The 16,541-nt window shown below is 52.2% G+C and carries 15 protein-coding genes; 8 read left to right on the top strand and 7 right to left on the bottom strand.

Going from position 1 to position 16,541, the window contains the following annotated elements; genetic code table 11:
• Positions 1–47: 47 nt before the first annotated feature.
• Positions 48–410 (top strand): VOC family protein, encoded by a 363-nt coding sequence (locus tag ACLQ3M_RS01570; RefSeq protein WP_411675948.1) that lies wholly within the window; start codon positions 48–50, stop codon positions 408–410.
• Between the two features lie 94 nt (positions 411–504).
• On the opposite strand, the gene ACLQ3M_RS01575 is transcribed toward ACLQ3M_RS01570, so the two are convergent.
• Together ACLQ3M_RS01575 and ACLQ3M_RS01580 are read right to left on the bottom strand one after the other, a co-directional pair.
• The gene (locus ACLQ3M_RS01575) at positions 505–1,266 is read right to left on the bottom strand and encodes an NAD-dependent protein deacylase (protein WP_411675949.1); all 762 of its coding nucleotides are present in this window, start codon (positions 1,264–1,266) and stop codon (positions 505–507) included.
• 149 nt (positions 1,267–1,415) lie between these two features.
• On the bottom strand, positions 1,416–2,417 hold the full coding sequence (locus tag ACLQ3M_RS01580) for a CAP domain-containing protein (protein WP_411675950.1): 1,002 nt from the start codon (positions 2,415–2,417) through the stop codon (positions 1,416–1,418).
• Positions 2,418–2,640: 223 nt separating this feature from the next.
• Between ACLQ3M_RS01580 and ACLQ3M_RS01585 the strand changes: the two genes are divergently transcribed.
• The 4 genes from ACLQ3M_RS01585 (at position 2,641) to ACLQ3M_RS01600 (ending at position 7,513) form a co-directional block, all read left to right on the top strand.
• Positions 2,641–3,294: a superoxide dismutase gene (locus ACLQ3M_RS01585; RefSeq protein ID WP_411675951.1), complete on the top strand. Its 654-nt coding sequence runs from the start codon at positions 2,641–2,643 to the stop codon at positions 3,292–3,294.
• A gap of 184 nt (positions 3,295–3,478) precedes the next feature.
• Positions 3,479–5,341, top strand: a complete 1,863-nt coding sequence (locus ACLQ3M_RS01590) for a hypothetical protein (RefSeq protein ID WP_411675952.1) — start codon at positions 3,479–3,481, stop codon at positions 5,339–5,341.
• A gap of 60 nt (positions 5,342–5,401) precedes the next feature.
• The gene (locus tag ACLQ3M_RS01595; RefSeq protein ID WP_411675953.1) at positions 5,402–5,650 is read left to right on the top strand and encodes a hypothetical protein; all 249 of its coding nucleotides are present in this window, start codon (positions 5,402–5,404) and stop codon (positions 5,648–5,650) included.
• Positions 5,651–6,256: 606 nt separating this feature from the next.
• Complete coding sequence (locus ACLQ3M_RS01600) at positions 6,257–7,513, top strand: Nramp family divalent metal transporter (protein WP_411675954.1); 1,257 nt, start codon at positions 6,257–6,259, stop codon at positions 7,511–7,513.
• Positions 7,514–7,594: 81 nt separating this feature from the next.
• Here ACLQ3M_RS01600 and ACLQ3M_RS01605 read toward each other — a convergent pair whose 3' ends face one another.
• The 3 genes from ACLQ3M_RS01605 to ACLQ3M_RS01615 form a co-directional block, all read right to left on the bottom strand.
• The gene (locus ACLQ3M_RS01605) at positions 7,595–8,635 is read right to left on the bottom strand and encodes a hypothetical protein (RefSeq protein WP_411675955.1); all 1,041 of its coding nucleotides are present in this window, start codon (positions 8,633–8,635) and stop codon (positions 7,595–7,597) included.
• A gap of 13 nt (positions 8,636–8,648) precedes the next feature.
• Entirely contained in the window at positions 8,649–10,130 is a 1,482-nt protein-coding gene (locus tag ACLQ3M_RS01610; RefSeq protein ID WP_411675956.1) for an MBOAT family O-acyltransferase, read from the bottom strand.
• A gap of 218 nt (positions 10,131–10,348) precedes the next feature.
• Entirely contained in the window at positions 10,349–11,329 is a 981-nt protein-coding gene (locus tag ACLQ3M_RS01615; RefSeq protein WP_411675957.1) for a DMT family transporter, read from the bottom strand.
• A 289-nt stretch (positions 11,330–11,618) separates the two neighbouring features.
• On the opposite strand from ACLQ3M_RS01615, the gene ACLQ3M_RS01620 reads away from it, so the two are divergent.
• The 3 genes from ACLQ3M_RS01620 to ACLQ3M_RS01630 all read left to right on the top strand — a co-directional run bounded on the left by ACLQ3M_RS01620 (position 11,619) and on the right by ACLQ3M_RS01630 (position 14,823).
• Entirely contained in the window at positions 11,619–12,152 is a 534-nt protein-coding gene (locus tag ACLQ3M_RS01620; RefSeq protein WP_411675958.1) for a flavodoxin domain-containing protein, read from the top strand.
• Entirely contained in the window at positions 12,149–12,982 is an 834-nt protein-coding gene (locus ACLQ3M_RS01625) for a Cof-type HAD-IIB family hydrolase (RefSeq protein ID WP_411675959.1), read from the top strand. Before ACLQ3M_RS01620 ends, ACLQ3M_RS01625 begins: the two co-directional genes overlap by 4 nt.
• A 62-nt stretch (positions 12,983–13,044) precedes the next feature.
• On the top strand, positions 13,045–14,823 hold the full coding sequence (locus tag ACLQ3M_RS01630; RefSeq protein WP_411675960.1) for a DUF6020 family protein: 1,779 nt from the start codon (positions 13,045–13,047) through the stop codon (positions 14,821–14,823).
• Between the two features lie 81 nt (positions 14,824–14,904).
• Here the strand turns inward: ACLQ3M_RS01630 and ACLQ3M_RS01635 are convergent, their stop codons facing one another.
• Entirely contained in the window at positions 14,905–15,372 is a 468-nt protein-coding gene (locus ACLQ3M_RS01635; protein WP_411675961.1) for a DUF4358 domain-containing protein, read from the bottom strand.
• 5 nt (positions 15,373–15,377) lie between these two features.
• On the bottom strand, positions 15,378–16,283 hold the full coding sequence (locus tag ACLQ3M_RS01640) for a GDSL-type esterase/lipase family protein (protein ID WP_411675962.1): 906 nt from the start codon (positions 16,281–16,283) through the stop codon (positions 15,378–15,380).
• Positions 16,284–16,541: the final 258 nt, after the last annotated feature.

Consider the following 16,541-nt stretch of genomic DNA (forward strand, 5'->3'; position numbering starts at 1 on the left):
TTTTGCGCGCATCCCCACGAAACTTACAGAATCAGGAGGAAACAGGAATGGCTTTTTGCTGGACTTCACTGCATGTAAAGGATTTAGAGGAATCTTTGAAATTTTATCGGGAGATTGTCGGACTTCGGGAAAACAGGAGGTTCGAGGCCGGGCCGGATACCGAGCTTGCCTTTTTGGGAGAGGGAGAAACAAAGGTCGAATTGATCTGCAACCGGGAGAATCGCGAAATCAACATGGGAGCGGATATTTCTCTGGGGTTTACGGTTCCGTCCGTTGATGAAATGATGAATTTTGTGAAAAGCAAAGGAATCAAGATTCAAAGCGGACCGTTTCAGCCGAATCCTCATACCAGATTTTTCTTTGTCCTTGACCCGGACGGCTTGAAAATTCAGTTTGTGGAGAATTTGTAAAAGTTTTCAGGTTGAATAAGAATAAAACGCAGCTGCTGATTTTGAATCAACAGCTGCGTTTTTATTTTGTCCCGAAGCCATCGGCGGTGCACTTTTATGTGTGCAGGATGGGGGGCAGGGGTGAGCATTCATTTTCAGGAATCCGAATTTTTTCCAGAACCTCCCCAATGCTGCCTTTCAGAGTGAGGTCGGCTTTCGCATCCATCGGGGTGGTCGTTTTGTTAATCAGCACCAGACGATTGCCGCTGTAGTAGTCGATCAGTCCTGCGGCAGGGTAGACCGAGAGCGACGTTCCGCCGATGATCAGCATATCCGCGTTTTGAATGGCTTTTACCGCGCCGTAAATCGTGTCCTGGTTCAGCCCTTCCTCATACAGAACAACATCGGGCTTGATAACGCCTCCGCATTCGCAGATGGGAATCCCCGTGCTTTGCCGGATAAATTCCGCATCGTATTGTTTGTGGCACCGCTGACAGTAATTGCGGTGAACGGAACCGTGAAGCTCATAAACCGTTTTACTCCCGGCTTTTTGGTGCAGTCCGTCGATGTTCTGCGTTACCACGGCGGAAAGCCGCCCCGCCTGTTCCAACTGCGCCAGCTTTTTGTGCGCCGGATTTGGCTCCGCTACCAGATAAAGCATTTTATTCCGGTAGAACTCAAAAAACTCCTTTGTGTGGGACCGGTAAAAACTGTGGCTCAGCATGACTTCGGGCGGATACGAATAGTGCTGATTGTATAATCCGTCCACACTTCGAAAATCGGGAATACCGCTTTCCGTGGAAACACCCGCGCCGCCGAAAAAAACAATGCGGCTGCTTTCGTCGATCATCCGCTGAAACTTTTCCGTGTCTGTCATAAACCGTCCCTCCCCATAAATAGCCCGCGCTTTTCTTTTATCTTAGCCTCAAATCAGAAAAAATGCAAGAATTCGCGGCAAGAAAAAAGCATCAAAGGTTCGGCAAAGCCCCCGGCGGCGGCCGGGGGCTGAAAGTGTGACGGATTAGATTAGCCGATAAACTGCTGGGTCCAGTAATAGCGGCCGCTTGAGTTCTGGGCGACTCCGATGCCGATCTTTGTAAAGGAAGAATTCAGAATGTTGGCTCTGTGGCCTTCGGAATTCATCCAGCCGTTCATGACCTGCGTCGGGGAGGTCTGTCCCATGGCGATATTTTCACCCGCGGTACGGTAGCTGATTCCAAACTGTTTCATCATATCGAACGGAGAACCGTAGGTGGGAGAGGTGTGGTCAAAATAGCCGAGTTTTGCCATATCCTGTGACTTCAGCGTGGCGGTCTTGTTCAGCGCGCTGTCCATGGAAAGCGCGTTCAGGCCGCGGCTGGTGCGTTCCTTGTTTACAAGCTGCAATACCTGATTCTGAAAATCCGCGTATGTTCCGGTTGCCGTGCTTCCCGAAGATGCAGGGGTGCCGGAAGAACTGCTCTTGGAAGGAGCGGACGTTGCCGGCTTGGAGGAGGCGCTGCCGGACGGGGTCTGATTGCAGCTTTTGCCGGTGAGACGGCTGATCACATCGTTCAAATAGCTACTGTAGTTTGTACCCGTCTGACCGCAGTTGTAGTTCGGTGTGCAATACTGGTAAGTACCCGGGGCGCAGGAATTCTGTACACAACCGCTTTGCGTGGACGCACAGGTGGAGTTTGTGTTGCAATAAGTGTTCTGGTTGCAGGTGCTGCCGGAAGCTGTCGAGCTTTTCTGGGATGAAGCCGCGGAAGAAGAAGCCTTCGAAGAGGTATCCGCTTTGGTTGCCGGGCTGTAGGAAGTCGGGCAGGAAGAATTCTGTGTGGAAACGATAGTGCTGCCCGACTGAACAGCAGACGATTCCTGAGAGGAGGGCGCAGAAGCTGCTTCGCTCTGCGGGGATACCGCTGTCACCGCTGAACTGGCGGCCGGTGCTGATTGATCGGATGTTTGCGCGGCATTTTTTGCATAAAGGCCGGCTGTACCGCTGACGATCAGGCTTAAAAGCAGAGCTAATAATCTACCTTTCATAAACTACTCCTTTGAAAACAAATTTAAAAATGTTACAAATATGTAATTAAGGCGGTCAAGTATTACAAATTTGTAACTTTTCTTGTCCATATCGTAACACTCACCTGAGAAAAAGACAATCCCTCAAATTCTTCCAGTATTTCAAAGAAACGCCTTTTTCTCCGACTATCCACATGAAAAATTGAATATAGATTTACAAGAACAGTAAGAAAGGGCGATTGCCATGAACAACCATTATCCGTTTGAATTGCCTCCGCTCCCCTATTCGTACAATGCTCTGGAGCCATATCTCGATTCCGAAACTCTGAAATTTCATCATGACAAACATTTCAAAGCATATGTAGACAACCTGAATCAGGCGCTTGAAAAACTGCCGGCTTATCAGAACTGGACCCTTGAGCGGCTGATCCGCGAAAATTACCGACTGCCGTTTCAAGTACAGACGGCGGTATGGAACAATGCGGGCGGCGTTTATAACCACAACCTGTACTTTAATTTGATGGAACGCCCGGGCAATCAGGAACCCGAGGGGAAACTTAACTCCGCCATTCAGTCGGTATTCGGCTCAATGGACAAATTCTATCAAAAATTCAAAACCTGTGCGCTAAGCCAGTTTGGCTCCGGCTACGGATGGCTTGTGGCGGACTGCCGGGGGAGGCTGAAAGTTTTGAATACGCTGAATCAGGATACCCCGCTGCCCCGCGGATTCTGCCCGGTGCTGCTGGTTGATGTGTGGGAGCACGCCTATTATCTTCAATACCAGAACCGAAGGGGCGAGTATCTGGACGCATTTATGCGTCTGATTAACTGGGCGGCAGCGGAAGAAAATTACCTGCGCTGTTTTGGGCGGCCGATGCAGCGCCCGGGCAGAAAGTAATTGCTCACTCATTGTTTTGAAACAAAAAGAGTAAAAAAACCGCATAAATTCGGAAAAATGTTCCACCTTTTCTTCCATATTTCTTGAAATCATTTCCCGCCCAAGGTATAATTTAGAAAACGGGGACAAATGGAATTCATAGTTCCAGAATATACCGGACCCGAAATCATCAGGGGGGAAGACGATGAAGAAATGGACGGCCGCACTGCTGTCGTTATCACTTTTGATCATGTCCTTGCCGCCCGCGTTTGCGGAGGCGTCGTCATCGGCGGCAGTCATCGATATGCACGGCACAAAGACATATCTGGGCCTCGCTTCCGATTGGGGTAAGACATGGGACAAGGACAATTTTGAAGATGTAACAAGGGAAGACGTTACCTATGACGGAAGCCTGACGGTGAAAAGCGGCGAAGTAGCCGACATCACCGTAAGCGGAAGCAGCTCGAAGCTCACGGTTCAGGGCGGCGTGATGGATTCAGTTTCCTGCGACGGCTCCGCCGTGATTAAGGACGGGGATATGAAATCCGTTGACGCGGGCGGAGATTTGAGGATTTCCGGGGGAAACATCCGCCATGACGTGCGCTGCGACGAAGAGGCGTCCCTGAGCAGCACCGTAAAGATCGGCGGCAGTTTGGACGCAAACGAAATCACCTTATCTTCAGGGGCCAAGATAAACGTCGCAGGGACGATGACTGCCGAAAGCAATCTTAACCTGAACAATTGCACACTGAAAACCAGAGGATTCGACGGCGACGATACGGCGACCCTGAGTATCAACCAATATACGGTAACGCTGCCGCCGCTGGAAAACATGAAGGAAATCGTTGTGAAAAACAAGACCAATGCAACGGCGGATGAAAAGATTCAAGCGGGGGAGCTTTATATTACGGACGGCGCTGAATTTTCGACCAGCTCTTCGCTGGAGCTGAATCAGCTGACGGGGCCCGGCACCCTGTATTTCCATTCGGGAAAGCTGACCGTACATGACTCCATCGAGGGCAAACCGCTGCTGATCTTCAGCGACCATGTCGGCAAAGGGGATACGGCGTTTTACGCGGACAGCGACTCCGTCTCCGACGACGACGTGCGTCTTTATGACTACGGCGTTGAAGCGAAGGACGACAGCGGCCCCGAGGACAGGTTCGTGCTGACCAATGCGGTTTCGGACGGAATTACGCTCAGCAACCAGAGCCTTTCGATAAATCCCGGGGAATCCGCGACCGTAAAGGCCCATGTGAAGCCGGACTTTTCCAAGTTTGCGACCGGCACCAAACTGGTATGGGAACTGTATGGAGATACCTCCGCGTTTTCCAAATCGGTAGATTCCGGCGGGCTGTCCTGTAAAGTATCGGTTTCTTCTTCGGTCAAAGGAATGTATAAAGGAACGCTGATCGCCTACCTGGTGGACTCGCATGGAACCCGCCTCAATGATTACAAGTCGGACTCCTGCGTCCTTTCAACCGGGTACTCCGGCGATCCCGGCAACAGCGATTCCGGGAACGGCACGCTGGACACTTCCACGGTTTCCATTCTGACGGGGGACCGGTATTGGGTGCTCGCACGGATATCCTCATCCGCTGCTCCGCATGCCATGTCTTATAACTCCGCCGTCGCAACCGTCGGCGAAGGAAAAGCAGTAAAGGACAGCAGCGGAAATCCGGCCTGGATTTATCCAATTACCGGAACGGGCAAAGGTCAGGTAACGATTGAGATTGACGGACAGAAAGTGATTGCCAAGGTTTCCTCCGGGATCACGATCGATACCTCGTCTTATACCATGGCACCCGGCGGGAAATATGTTATCGGTGTGACCACAAAAGGGGTAGAAGCGAATTCAATCTGGGCGTCTTCCGATCAGTCCGGCGTTTCGGTTCAGTACGTTGGAAAAAGCGGAAGCATGTTCCTTTATCGAATTTCCGGCCAGAGTGCCGGAAACGCGACCGTTACCTTTTCTATTACGGGGGGCGAAAGCGTGTGCACCGCCGTCTCGGTGAGAAACGGCGCGAGGGCCGGCGGCGTCAGTGCCAGACTCGTTGCATTGGCATAAAGTTACGAAAACAAAAAACTCCTGCTGATTTCGGTCACGCAGGAGTTTCTTGCTGTAATAATGCCGCTTTCGGTGTACCTTCCGGAGGAGGAAACGGCTCCAGACCGGAAAATGGAGGCAAGAGATTTACTGACTTTGACGGGAGAAACCAAAACAATTACGATTTCGGATGAGAGTATTTTGTCGACGCAGCAGATGATGGGAGGGCAGGCTTCCCGGTCGGCCTCTTCCGGGGACACTGTATCGCAGCAGACTGAATCGGGCGGAGCATCGGCGGCGCTGTCTGACATTCAGGACGGTACCGTATGAAAAGTAACCTATCAGTCCGATGGAGAAACCCTGTCCTCCGTGGTGATTCTTGGAGGCAAAAAAACGAACTGACGGAAAGTCTTGCGCCGGAGCCTGTTCCGCGGTAAAATAAACAAGAGGTGATTGCATTGTCGAAGGGACTCAGTATATCCGGGCTTGTGATCGGAATTGTGGTTACCATTTGCGGAATCGGGACAATCGTCCTGAACGCGGTCGGTTTGAACAAGAGTCATTGAACGCGGCAGATCTTCGGCCCCGTCTTGAAAGACGGGGCCGTTTCCCGCTGTGGACGAACCACCGGCGGTGCCGATGGGAGCAAAGCTAAGGGAAAAAGCAAAAAGCAGCTTCCATAAATGGGAGGAACTTTGGGAAGGGGAGGGCGCAGCCTTCTCCCGCCTCGGTTCCCCTTCCGCATTGGGATTGTTTTCTGTTCTTGCCTGGGTGAAGGGGCAGGGGGTGAATATGCCCTGCAATGGAAGAAACCTATTTGCCTTTTAATGTCGCGCCTTTGGCGCCGCGGAAGTACCGCCGGCTTGTCGGTTGGTATCCATTCGGCGCTTGTGGAAAAAAATAAAACGGTGTATCATAGGGCAAAGGAGGTAGATCATGGAACTGTTTTCCAAATGGTTTTCCGGGATTCACCGCCCAAGGCTGACCGCAATCGATTTCATCCGGTATATCGGGCCGGGAATGCTTGTTACGGTCGGCTTTATCGATCCCGGAAACTGGGCGTCCAATATCGCGGCGGGGTCGGGGTACGGATACGCCCTGCTGTGGATGGTTACGCTGTCGACCCTGATGCTGATTCTGCTGCAGCACAATGCGGCGCACCTCGGCATTGTAACCGGAAAATGCCTGTCGGAGGCCGCGACGGAATACCTTCCGCCGAAGCTGAAAAACGTGATTCTGATCAGCGCGATGGGCGCCGCGGTTTCTACGGCAATGGCCGAACTGCTGGGCGGGGCGATTGCGCTTCAAATGCTGTTCGGATTGCCGATAAAATTAGGGACCGTTTTGGTCCTCCTGCTTGTTCTTTGGCTTCAGGTTACGAATTCCTACCGGAAAATTGAAAAAATCATTATCGGGTTTGTTTCTCTGATCGGCCTTGCCTTTCTCTACGAATTGCATATGGTGCAAATCGATTGGGGCGCGGCCGGGGCAGGGTGGGTTACCCCGGTCTTTCCGAAGGGAGCTCTGCCGGTCATTATGAGCGTGCTGGGTGCGGTCGTGATGCCGCACAACCTGTTTCTTCATTCCGAGGTGATCCAAAGCCGCCAGTGGAACCTGCAGGACGAAACCGTCATCCGCAGGCAGCTGAAATATGAATTCGGCGACACGCTGTTTTCCATGCTGATCGGCTGGGCGATCAACAGCGCGATGATCCTGACGGCGGCCGCGGCCTTTTTTCAGCATTCAAAGAAGGTGGACGAGCTTAATCAGGCGCAGGAAATGCTTCGCCCTCTTCTGGGGGATGCGGCCTCCGCCGTATTCGCTCTGGCTCTTTTGTTTGCCGGAATTTCCTCCAGCATTACGGCGGGCATGGCGGGAGGAAGCATTTTCGCCGGGATGTTTTCGGAGCCGTACGATATTTCGGACAGCCATTCCAAAGCCGGAGTGCTGCTGACTATGGTTCCCGCGGCCGCGGTGGTGTTCCTGATTTCTTCCCCGTTTCAGGGGCTGATTTATTCCCAGATGCTTTTGAGCGTGCAGCTTCCGATTACGATTTTCACGCAGATTTACCTGACCTCGTCCAAACGGGTGATGGGGAAATACGCGAATTCTATTTTGGACCGTATCCTGCTCTGGATCACCGGAGGAATCGTGACGGCTTTAAATCTGGCTCTTCTCATCAGTGCGTTCTAGCCGCGCAATATTTTACGGAAAGTATATTGAAAAATAAAATAACAGCTTGTATCTAAAATGGTTCGATACAAGCTGCTTTTTTTATTGCCCTGCCGTTCCGTTTTCAACGGAGGCCGCAAGGGAGTGACTGTAATCCTCATCCCACCGTTCCGCCAATTCCGCGTCGCTCCTGCGGTCGGGCAGGGTGTAATTCTGTTTGAGATAATTGCCGAAATAGGAACTGGTCTTGTACGCCCCCCAGACGTTAAGGTGGCCGGCGTTGTTCATGTCCTGTGCGAAATCAAGTCCGACTTCGTCCATCCGGTCGTCAAAATCCAGAAAAGGAACGTTTTCCTGCTGGCAAAGGTCCGCAACTGTGTTGAACATTGCTTCACAGTCGTTGACCCAGCCGTCGGACTGGTTGGACTCCGTATAATCGCAGGGCATATTGACGAAGACCAGCTGAAATCCCTTTTCTTTTGACAGCTCTATAAATTTATAAAAATAGGAAAGAGTCTTTGCGGGAATATCGGCTTTTTTGTCCGTGGCCGCATAGGAAGCATCCGCTTTTCCATATCTTTGCGTGCCGGCGTCGAAGCCTTTTAAGTAGTAGATGGAAGAACTGTCATATGTAAAATCGGCCGCGGTCAGGGAGGACCATCGGAAATGGTATTTCAGCGCAGGAAGTAGAAAGTTGATCCACTCTTCCGGCGGCGTACAGTTTTGAATGGCTTCCAGCTTGTTTTTGGAAAAACGCATGTTGTCAACCGCGTTGCTGATAAAGCCGGTCGCACCGTAGGGGGTTGTCATGCCGAGATAGTATAGGTCGACGACAACGACGGACGGCGTATGCTTTTTCAGAACTTCCTGCAGCAGGTAATAGGTAACGTCGATCGGCTGGCCTCCGGTGGCGTAATTGAAGCTTGTAATTCCGTACTGCTTCCATAGAACGTTTGGGTCGATGCCGCCGTTCATATGGCTCGACCCCATGAAAACGACGTCGTAGGGGTCGTCCGAATGATAAAGACCCTCGAGCAGTTTGCCGCGGTGGTCGATCTTGTAAATGAACACACTGGAGATGGAGGCGAGGATCAGCGCCAAAACGGTCAGAAACAGGATTCCTTTGCCAATCAGCTTTTTCAAAATCGGTCCCTTTCTAAAATTGGAAATAGATAAACTGCTGCGCCGTGTACTGGGATCCGTAAATTCCAAGAATCAAAATAACCAGAGCAGCCGAAAAATAAGCGGTCCAGCGGACGGCAGTCCTTTTTTTAAGCAGGAGTGCGCGCAGGTCGGTTTTCCGGCTCAGCACATCCACGGCCAGAACGACGGCAATCCCAAGAATTCCGGCGAAAAATTCTGGCGCCGTCAGCCCGAGACGGAAAAGGGCACCGCCCGAGAGGTCCGCTGGGCGAAACAGGCTGCCGATCAGCGTAAAAGCGTCCTGTACCGTCCCGGCGCGGAAAAAGATCCAGGCGAAATCCACAAGGACGAAGGTAAAAGAAGCCCGCAGAAAACGATTCAGGCGGGAATCCGGGTCAATTCTCAAGGCTGTCGCGGCTTTCCGGCGGGCCGGCTTCAGCAGCAGGCCGAAAATCTGGTAGAGTCCGTGCAGTGTGCCCCAAATGACAAAGGTGAAAGACGCGCCGTGCCAAAGGCCGCAGACGGCAAACACAAGAAAAAGATTCAGGCATTGTCTGAAGAGAGAACACCGGTTCCCGCCCAGCGGGATGTAGAGGTAATCCCGGAACCAGGCCCCGAGGGTGATATGCCATCTTCGCCAGAACTCCTTAATGGACAGGGAAAAATACGGTCTGCTGAAATTTGTCGTCAGAGAAAAGCCCAGAACCTGTGCGGCGCCGATCGCAATATTGGAGTATCCCCCGAAATCGCAGTAAATCTGGAACGCGAAGAAAACGCTCGCGACGGCGACCTCCGCGCCGGAATATTTTCCGGGACTGCCGTAAACCGTATTAACCAGCTGTCCCAGTCGGTCGGCAACGACCATTTTCTGAAAATACCCCCACAGCATCAGGAGAAAGCCCCGGCGGGCACGGTCATAATCAAACCGGTGAATCTCGCTGAACTGGTGCAGAAGGTCTTTGGATTTTTCGATCGGCCCGGCGACAAGCTGGGGAAAGAATGAAACGAACAGGGCGTATTTCCCGAAATGCCGTTCCGGCTTCAGGTCTCCCCGGTAGACGTCCACCGTGTAGCTGAGTGCCTGAAAGGTATAAAAAGATATGCCGACCGGCAGCAGAAGATCGAATTTCATCACTCCTGCGGACATTCCCATGGAGGAAATAACGTCGGTATAGATTTCATCAAAAAAATTCAGATATTTAAAAACGACCAGAATCCCGAGGTTCAGGACAAAGCTTACGGCGACCCACAGCTTTTTCCTCTTTACGGCTTGCGCAGCGTCCGGCAGGGCGCCGGCTTTTTCAATCAGAAGTCCGCTGAAATACGTAATCACGGTGGAAACAGCCAGCAGAATGCCGTACTGGGGGCTCCAGCTCATGTAAAAAAAATAACTTGCAATCAAAAGCCAGAACCAGCGGAGCTTTTGAGGAAGGGCAAAGTAGACAATGGTGACAACAGGGAAGAACAACAGAAAAGAAACGGATATAAACGACAAGAAGGAGGCCTCCCAAAACCGGTGCTTCCATTTTACAGGAGCATATCCTTTATTGAACTATTTAACCATGTAATTATAAATCAAATGTTACAAAATTTCGTCTTTCTTCGAATTTAACATGAAAATTCCGTGAGAAATTTATAGCTGAATGAAAACGGACCGGAAAAAAAGCCGTCCCCCAAAGGGACAGCCTTTTAGGCCGCGCGGTGAGAATACGGTCAATCCTCATCTTCCTGGGGGGCGGTTGGCAACGTCCTCGCCGCAACCGCCTGTTTTCCAAACGAAGGCTCCGGCAGGAAAGTGAGAAACGATCCGATGACAATCAGCGCGATTCCAACGGCCATTGACGGCGTAATTGCTTCCCCAAGGATCGCGAGGGAAAGCAGGGGGGCCAGCACGGGCTTACAGAAAAAAACCAGGGCTGCTTTCGCCGCGCCGGCGGTTTCAATCGCGAGAAAATAAAAGGCGAAGCCGCAGCCGGTCACAAATACGCCCACATAAACAAGGCTGGGAAGAGCGCCCGGACCGATACCGGAAAAAATCGGAACCTCCGCGAACTGTGCCAGGCCCGCGCCGCGCAGCAGGCCGGCGACAGGACGCAGATGACCCAGAAGAATCAAAATCAGCATTTCGGCACACCCGAACAGAAAGCTGAAGCAGGTCATTGCCACTCCGCCGTAACGGCCGCTCCGGGTGCGGCCGACCGCATTGTAAAGGGCAAAGGTCACGGCGGCGGCCAGAGAAAGAACGGTTCCCGCCGCGCTGCCCGCAAAATGGAACGGATTGATCATGACCGCCATCCCGAACAGGCTTAGAACGATCGAGACCGCTGTATTGAGCCGTATTTTTTCATCCAGCATGAAAAACGCGAATAGAACCAGAAAAACGGAATTGCAGCTGAACAGGACGGCGACGGTGGAAGCCGGCGAATACAGAACAGCCATCTGGTACAGAATCATGCTGACGTTCACACAGATCAGCCCGGTCAGCGCGAAAAATGCAAGATCGCCCAAACGCGGAGAAAAATTCTTTCGCCGGAGTTGTTTCACTGCCAGCGGCATCAGAATCAGGGAACCGATCAGGAAGCGGAGAAACGTGAGCTGAATGGCGTTGAAGCTTCCGGCGCTCAGTTTTAAGGCGATTTCCATAGTGCTGAAAAGGAATGTTGCAAAGATGATGTAAATATAACCTTTTTTCAATGATCAGACCTCGCATTTCAAAACTACTGCGTAACAGTATAGCACGGTGTGCAAAGTCTGTAAACGTATGTTGTCCGGGAATGCTCCTTGACAGCGTCCTTTTCAGGCGATACAATCAAAATAAAAAGACCGGGCGGGCTTTCAGCCCGCCCTAACAGGAAAAATATCCACGCATAAAGCATGTTTTGAAAATCAAAATGATATTTTCTCTGCCGTCACTAGCGTATCCAGTCTTGCGCTGTATTATCATTGCCAATTTTATGAATATTTAATTTAAGGCGTGATTAGAATGAAAACGTTAATCGCATATTCCAGCACGCACGGATCGGCTGCCGAGTGCGCCCGTTTTCTTGCGGGAATTCTGGGGGACACCGATGTCGTCGACCTGAAAAAGGGCGATGCGAATCCGGCCGGCTTTGATGCCGTGATTCTGGGCAGCTCCGTCTACGGCGGGCAAATCCAAAAGGAAGTAAAGGATTTTTGCAAAAAATACCTTGGCATTCTCCTGCAAAAGCCGATTGGCATTTACCTGACCTGCCTTACGGAGGAGCGGGACGAAATCCGGCAGTTCCTTGAAAACGGATTTCCATCCGAAATTGTTGGGCGGCTGACCGCTTTCTGCACGCCGGGCGGCGCCATTTACTTTACCAAAATGAATTTTTTGGAACGAAACGCATCAAAAATATTGTTAAACGGCATTTCGAAATCAAAAGGCGCGGGAAAAATCACCGATGGGAAAACGGATTATGTAACTCTTTCCAAAGAGAAGCTGGAGGCGTTTGCCCGAAGGATGGCGGGAAATCAGGAAAGGAATCCTTCATGAATTTTCAGTTGATCGCCCTCGATATGGACGGCACGGTTTTAAAGGACGATAAAACCGTATCGAAACGAACCATGGAAGCGTTGGGAAAGGCGGCGGCCCGCGGGATTCAAATCGTACCCGCGACGGGGCGGGTCGCCAAGACGGTGCCGGAAGAGATGCTGCGCCTGCCGGGCGTGCGCTACCTGCTGACCTCCAACGGAGCAAGCGTCGTTGATTTGACGGATCGGTCCGTGCTGTACTCCCATCCCATGACGATGGAAGCCTCCCTGCGGATCGTCCGCTTTTTTGTGTCCCACGGTTATTTTATGGAAGCATACTGCGGCGGCGTTTCCTATGCAAACGAAGGAGAACTGCCGCCTTTGCGCAAGGCTGGATTGCCGGAGGAGTTTTTTCGCTATATCGACGCTTCCCAGACTTTTGTCAGCGACCTTCCGGGTTTTTTGGAGCGGAACGGAATCCCTCTGGAGAAGGTCAATCTTCCTTATGTCCCCGCCTCGGAGCGGGGCCGTCTGCGCCGCGAAATTCTGGCAATGGGTCCGTATTCCGTCACCTCCTCCGGGACGATCAATCTTGAGATCAATGATCGCTCGGCAAGCAAAGGCGACGGCCTGCGGCACCTCTGTGAAACCCTGGGGGTCGACCGAAAGCGTGTCGCGGCGTTCGGGGACGGCGACAACGACAGGAGCATGCTGGAGTTTGCGGGACTGGGCGTTGCGATGGGGAACGCGGAACCGGATCTTTTCCGGGACGCCGATTATGTAACCGGCACAAATGAAGAAGACGGCGTGGCATCGGCCATTGAGAAATTCATTTTATCGGAAGAGAGTTAATGCTTTCGGGGCGGGAATGCTGTAACGGATGAGGATGGACGGAATACGGAAGGGGGAAAAGAATGCGCCGGCTTGACCGACTGAAAAGTCAAATCTGGTTTTGCGCCGCGGCGGGAGCTGTTCTGACTTCTCTGGCCTTCGGCGTGTTCAACATCTGGTACCGGCATTGGCTGCCGTGGCTGCTCGCCGCGGCGGGAGCTGCCGCCTGTATTAGATATACCGCGGGTTACGGGAACCGCAGGACGCTGCTTTCTTCCGGAGTTTTCGGGGCGGCGATGTCGGCCATGTTCTTGGTCGGGCAACGGATCACCATTCAACCGCCTTCTTTCGCCGGGGTCGGAAGGGAGGACGTTCTGCCGTTTGCAGGCCTTGCGCTCCTGCTTTGGGCGGCGACTCTTGCCCTGTTCCGCCTGTCGGAGCGCCATCCGTTTCCAAAGTCCCGCCGCGCGTTACCCGAAAGCCCGCGCAGCCGTTTCTTTTCCTGGGCGCTGTGGGCCTCGGTTTTTGCCGCGTGCTGGCTTCCGTATTTTCTGACTTATTATCCCGGACTGATGACGGGGGATTCCTTTGCCTGCCTGGTTCGGGCCGCTGGGTGGGCGCCGGTCAACAACCAGCAGCCGGTCGTTTACCAGCTTTTTCTGAGAATCTTTTATTTGGCGGGAAATTTGCTTGGCAGCATGAATCGAGGCGTCGCGCTCTATTCTTTCACACAGCTTCTGCTGATGGCGTCCGTGCTGGGGTACGCGCTGTACTGGTGCCGCATGCGCGGATGCCCACTGCCGTATCTTTGGGGAACCGCGCTCTTTTTTGCCTTAAACCCCATTTACGGAAAGTATGCGGTTACCATGTGGAAAGACGTGCTCTTCGGCGGCGCGATGCTTTTGCTGACGCTTCTCCTTGCCGATACGGCGGCGACCCGGGGCGCAAATTTGCGGTCGGTCGGCGGAATCGCGCATCTGGCGCTGACTTCATTTGCCGTTGCGTTCCTTCGGAATAACGGTGTCTATGTTCTGGCGTTTTCGTTTTTGTGGCTGGCCTTTTTTTGCCGGGTTCACATCAGAAAAGCTGCGCCCGTTCTGCTTGCGGTTTTGGCCGCCGCCGCGGTGATTCAGGGCCCGGTTTACCGGCTGGCCGGAATTCCGAAAAACCGCTTTGACGAATCCGTCGGCGTTCCGCTTCAGCAAATGGCTCGCGTTGCCGCAAAGGACGGAAAAATGTCGGAAGAGGACAGAAATTTTCTGAATCGGGTGCTGCCGATCAAAACGATCAAGGAAACCTATGATCCGTTTACCGTGGACCGGATTAAGTTCAATCATAAATTTGACTATACTTATCTGGCGCGGAATAAAGCGGAGTTTCTGAAAGTCTGGGCGGATTTGTTTGTGAAGAATCCCAAGGAATGCCTGATTGCCCACATGATGCTTACCCTTGGGTATTGGCACGTCGGGACCGGAAACTGGGTTACCGCGACCGGCGTGGCTTCGTGGGGGGACGATACCTACGGAGTGGTTCCCTATAATCTGTTTGGAACGTTGACCGGAATCAATTCGAAACCCTATCTCGAAAAGTGGTCCGCGTTCCTGGAGCATTTTGCGCCGACGGGAATGGGCAATAACATCGGTGCGGCCGTCTGGATGACGGCGTTTCTGGCAATTTACGCGCTGTTGAAGCGGCGGTACGGCCGATTGCTTTCGATGGCGCCCGTCATTGGATTGTGGCTGACTACCATGCTGGCGGCTCCGACCTACTGCGAATTCCGCTATGTTTTTTCGCTGTTTCTGTGCGCGCCTTTTCTTTTCTTTCAGATATATCGCGAGGGGAGAAGCGAATCGGCGCCCTGAATTTCAGGCATGGCTGGTTCGGCCTTGGCACAAAAAACGCCGGGGGAATTTGTCCCTCGGCGTTACGGTTGATCTTATGATTTATTTGAGCGAATTATGATAAATCTGTTCCAGGTCTTCGTACTGGGGGGATACGATCAGTGCCGCGAAATTACCGTCGCGTTCCACTTTGCATTTTTCCAGCATCGCGTATTCCTCCGGCAGATAGTCCTTCATTTCGATTTCCTTCTGATGATAGCGGTCGTTCAGTTTTTCTTCAATCTTTCCGGCGGCGCTGTCGTCGGAAGCTTCAAAAAGCAGGATTTCATCGCCTTTGGTTCCGGTGGAGTCCACATAAGCCGCAAACTGCTTCACGTCATTGGGGTCGATGCCGTAATTCGGCATCAGGTCTTCGGAAGAAAGATCCATCATCTGAGTGTTTGTAATTTTTTGCTTCATGTTTTCCATTACCATGGTCAGGTCCGCTTCTTTTGCGGCCGCTTTGGAGCACCCGGTCCAAAGAAACAGGGCCGCGGCAAGCGTCAGGAGGAAAAGAAAAGTCCGTTTCATGCGGTTCAACCTCCGGTATGTGTCAAAATATAATGAATCCAGACCTCGCAGGCCGTGTCTGTGAAATGCAGCCCTAGATCATCCGGGTCGCTGCAGTAATTCCGTTTCAACGCGCCGGTATCGTCCCTCATAACGGAGGCGATGTCCAGAAAATACCATCCGTCCTTTTCACAGATTTCGGAGACCAGTTTGTTGTAACGTTCCAGGTTCGGATTGTTCAGCGTTTTCTTCTGCTTGTCCGCAAGCATCGGTGTCGCGGACTGAATATAGATTTTTACACCGGGGATTTTATCACAGAATCGTTTTGTCAGCGTTTCAAGATTTTCAGCCGCGCTCTCCACACCGTAGGGAGCCACGTCGTTGATGCCGAGCATCAGGTAGACTTTATCCGCTCCCATTTTTGCGGCGCTGTCTTCCAACAGCGATTTTTCGCCGTTATAATAGGGATGGATGGAATCTTTGCCGAGCGGCTGCAGGGCGTTTCCGCTGCCCATGCTGCCCGCGGCGAGAAAAGCGGCGGTGCCGAAAAATCCCGCGTCGGATTTTCTCTTTTTCAAAACATAGTTTTTCAGCTTCAGTGTGACGGAGTCTCCGACAAAAACCGCATGATCCAAAAAGGATGGGTCTGCCTCCGCGCTTTCCGCGACGCTGTTCAAAACCGGTGGGGTATAGGCAACGGAAGAAGCCGTCCGGCTTAAAACCGCGGAGGAATCGCTTGAAGATTCCTTGACTGATTTGGTGACGGCCGGCGAGGACGCGCTTTCTGAGGAAACGAGCCCGGAGCTCTCCTGATGAACAGTCGTCGAAGACGGCGAGGCGGAGGCAACCGGCGCCATGGTCTGCTTACTTCCGCACCCTGACAGCAATACTGCGCATATTAGGACGGAAACGGCCAAATGTCGTAACTTCATCCTTTTTTCCCTCCCGGATTAATCTGCAATTAAGTATACCATACACAGGATTCCAGTTTCAACCATTGTATCATAATCGTAACTAATTCATGGTTGGGAATAATTGCCGTACTGCCGAAACTAAGACCAAAAAAAGAAGGGGCTGTTGCAAAACGAAAGTTTTGGGGCAGCTCCTTTTTCTGTTGAAAAGTCAGCGATTTCGATATTTTTGTTGAAAATTCTGCGAGATAAACGGTCAAACAGACACGGCAGTGCTAA

Source organism: Caproicibacter sp. (assembly GCF_046707225.1).
In the GTDB taxonomy this organism is placed as follows: Bacteria; Bacillota; Clostridia; order Oscillospirales; family Acutalibacteraceae; genus Caproicibacter.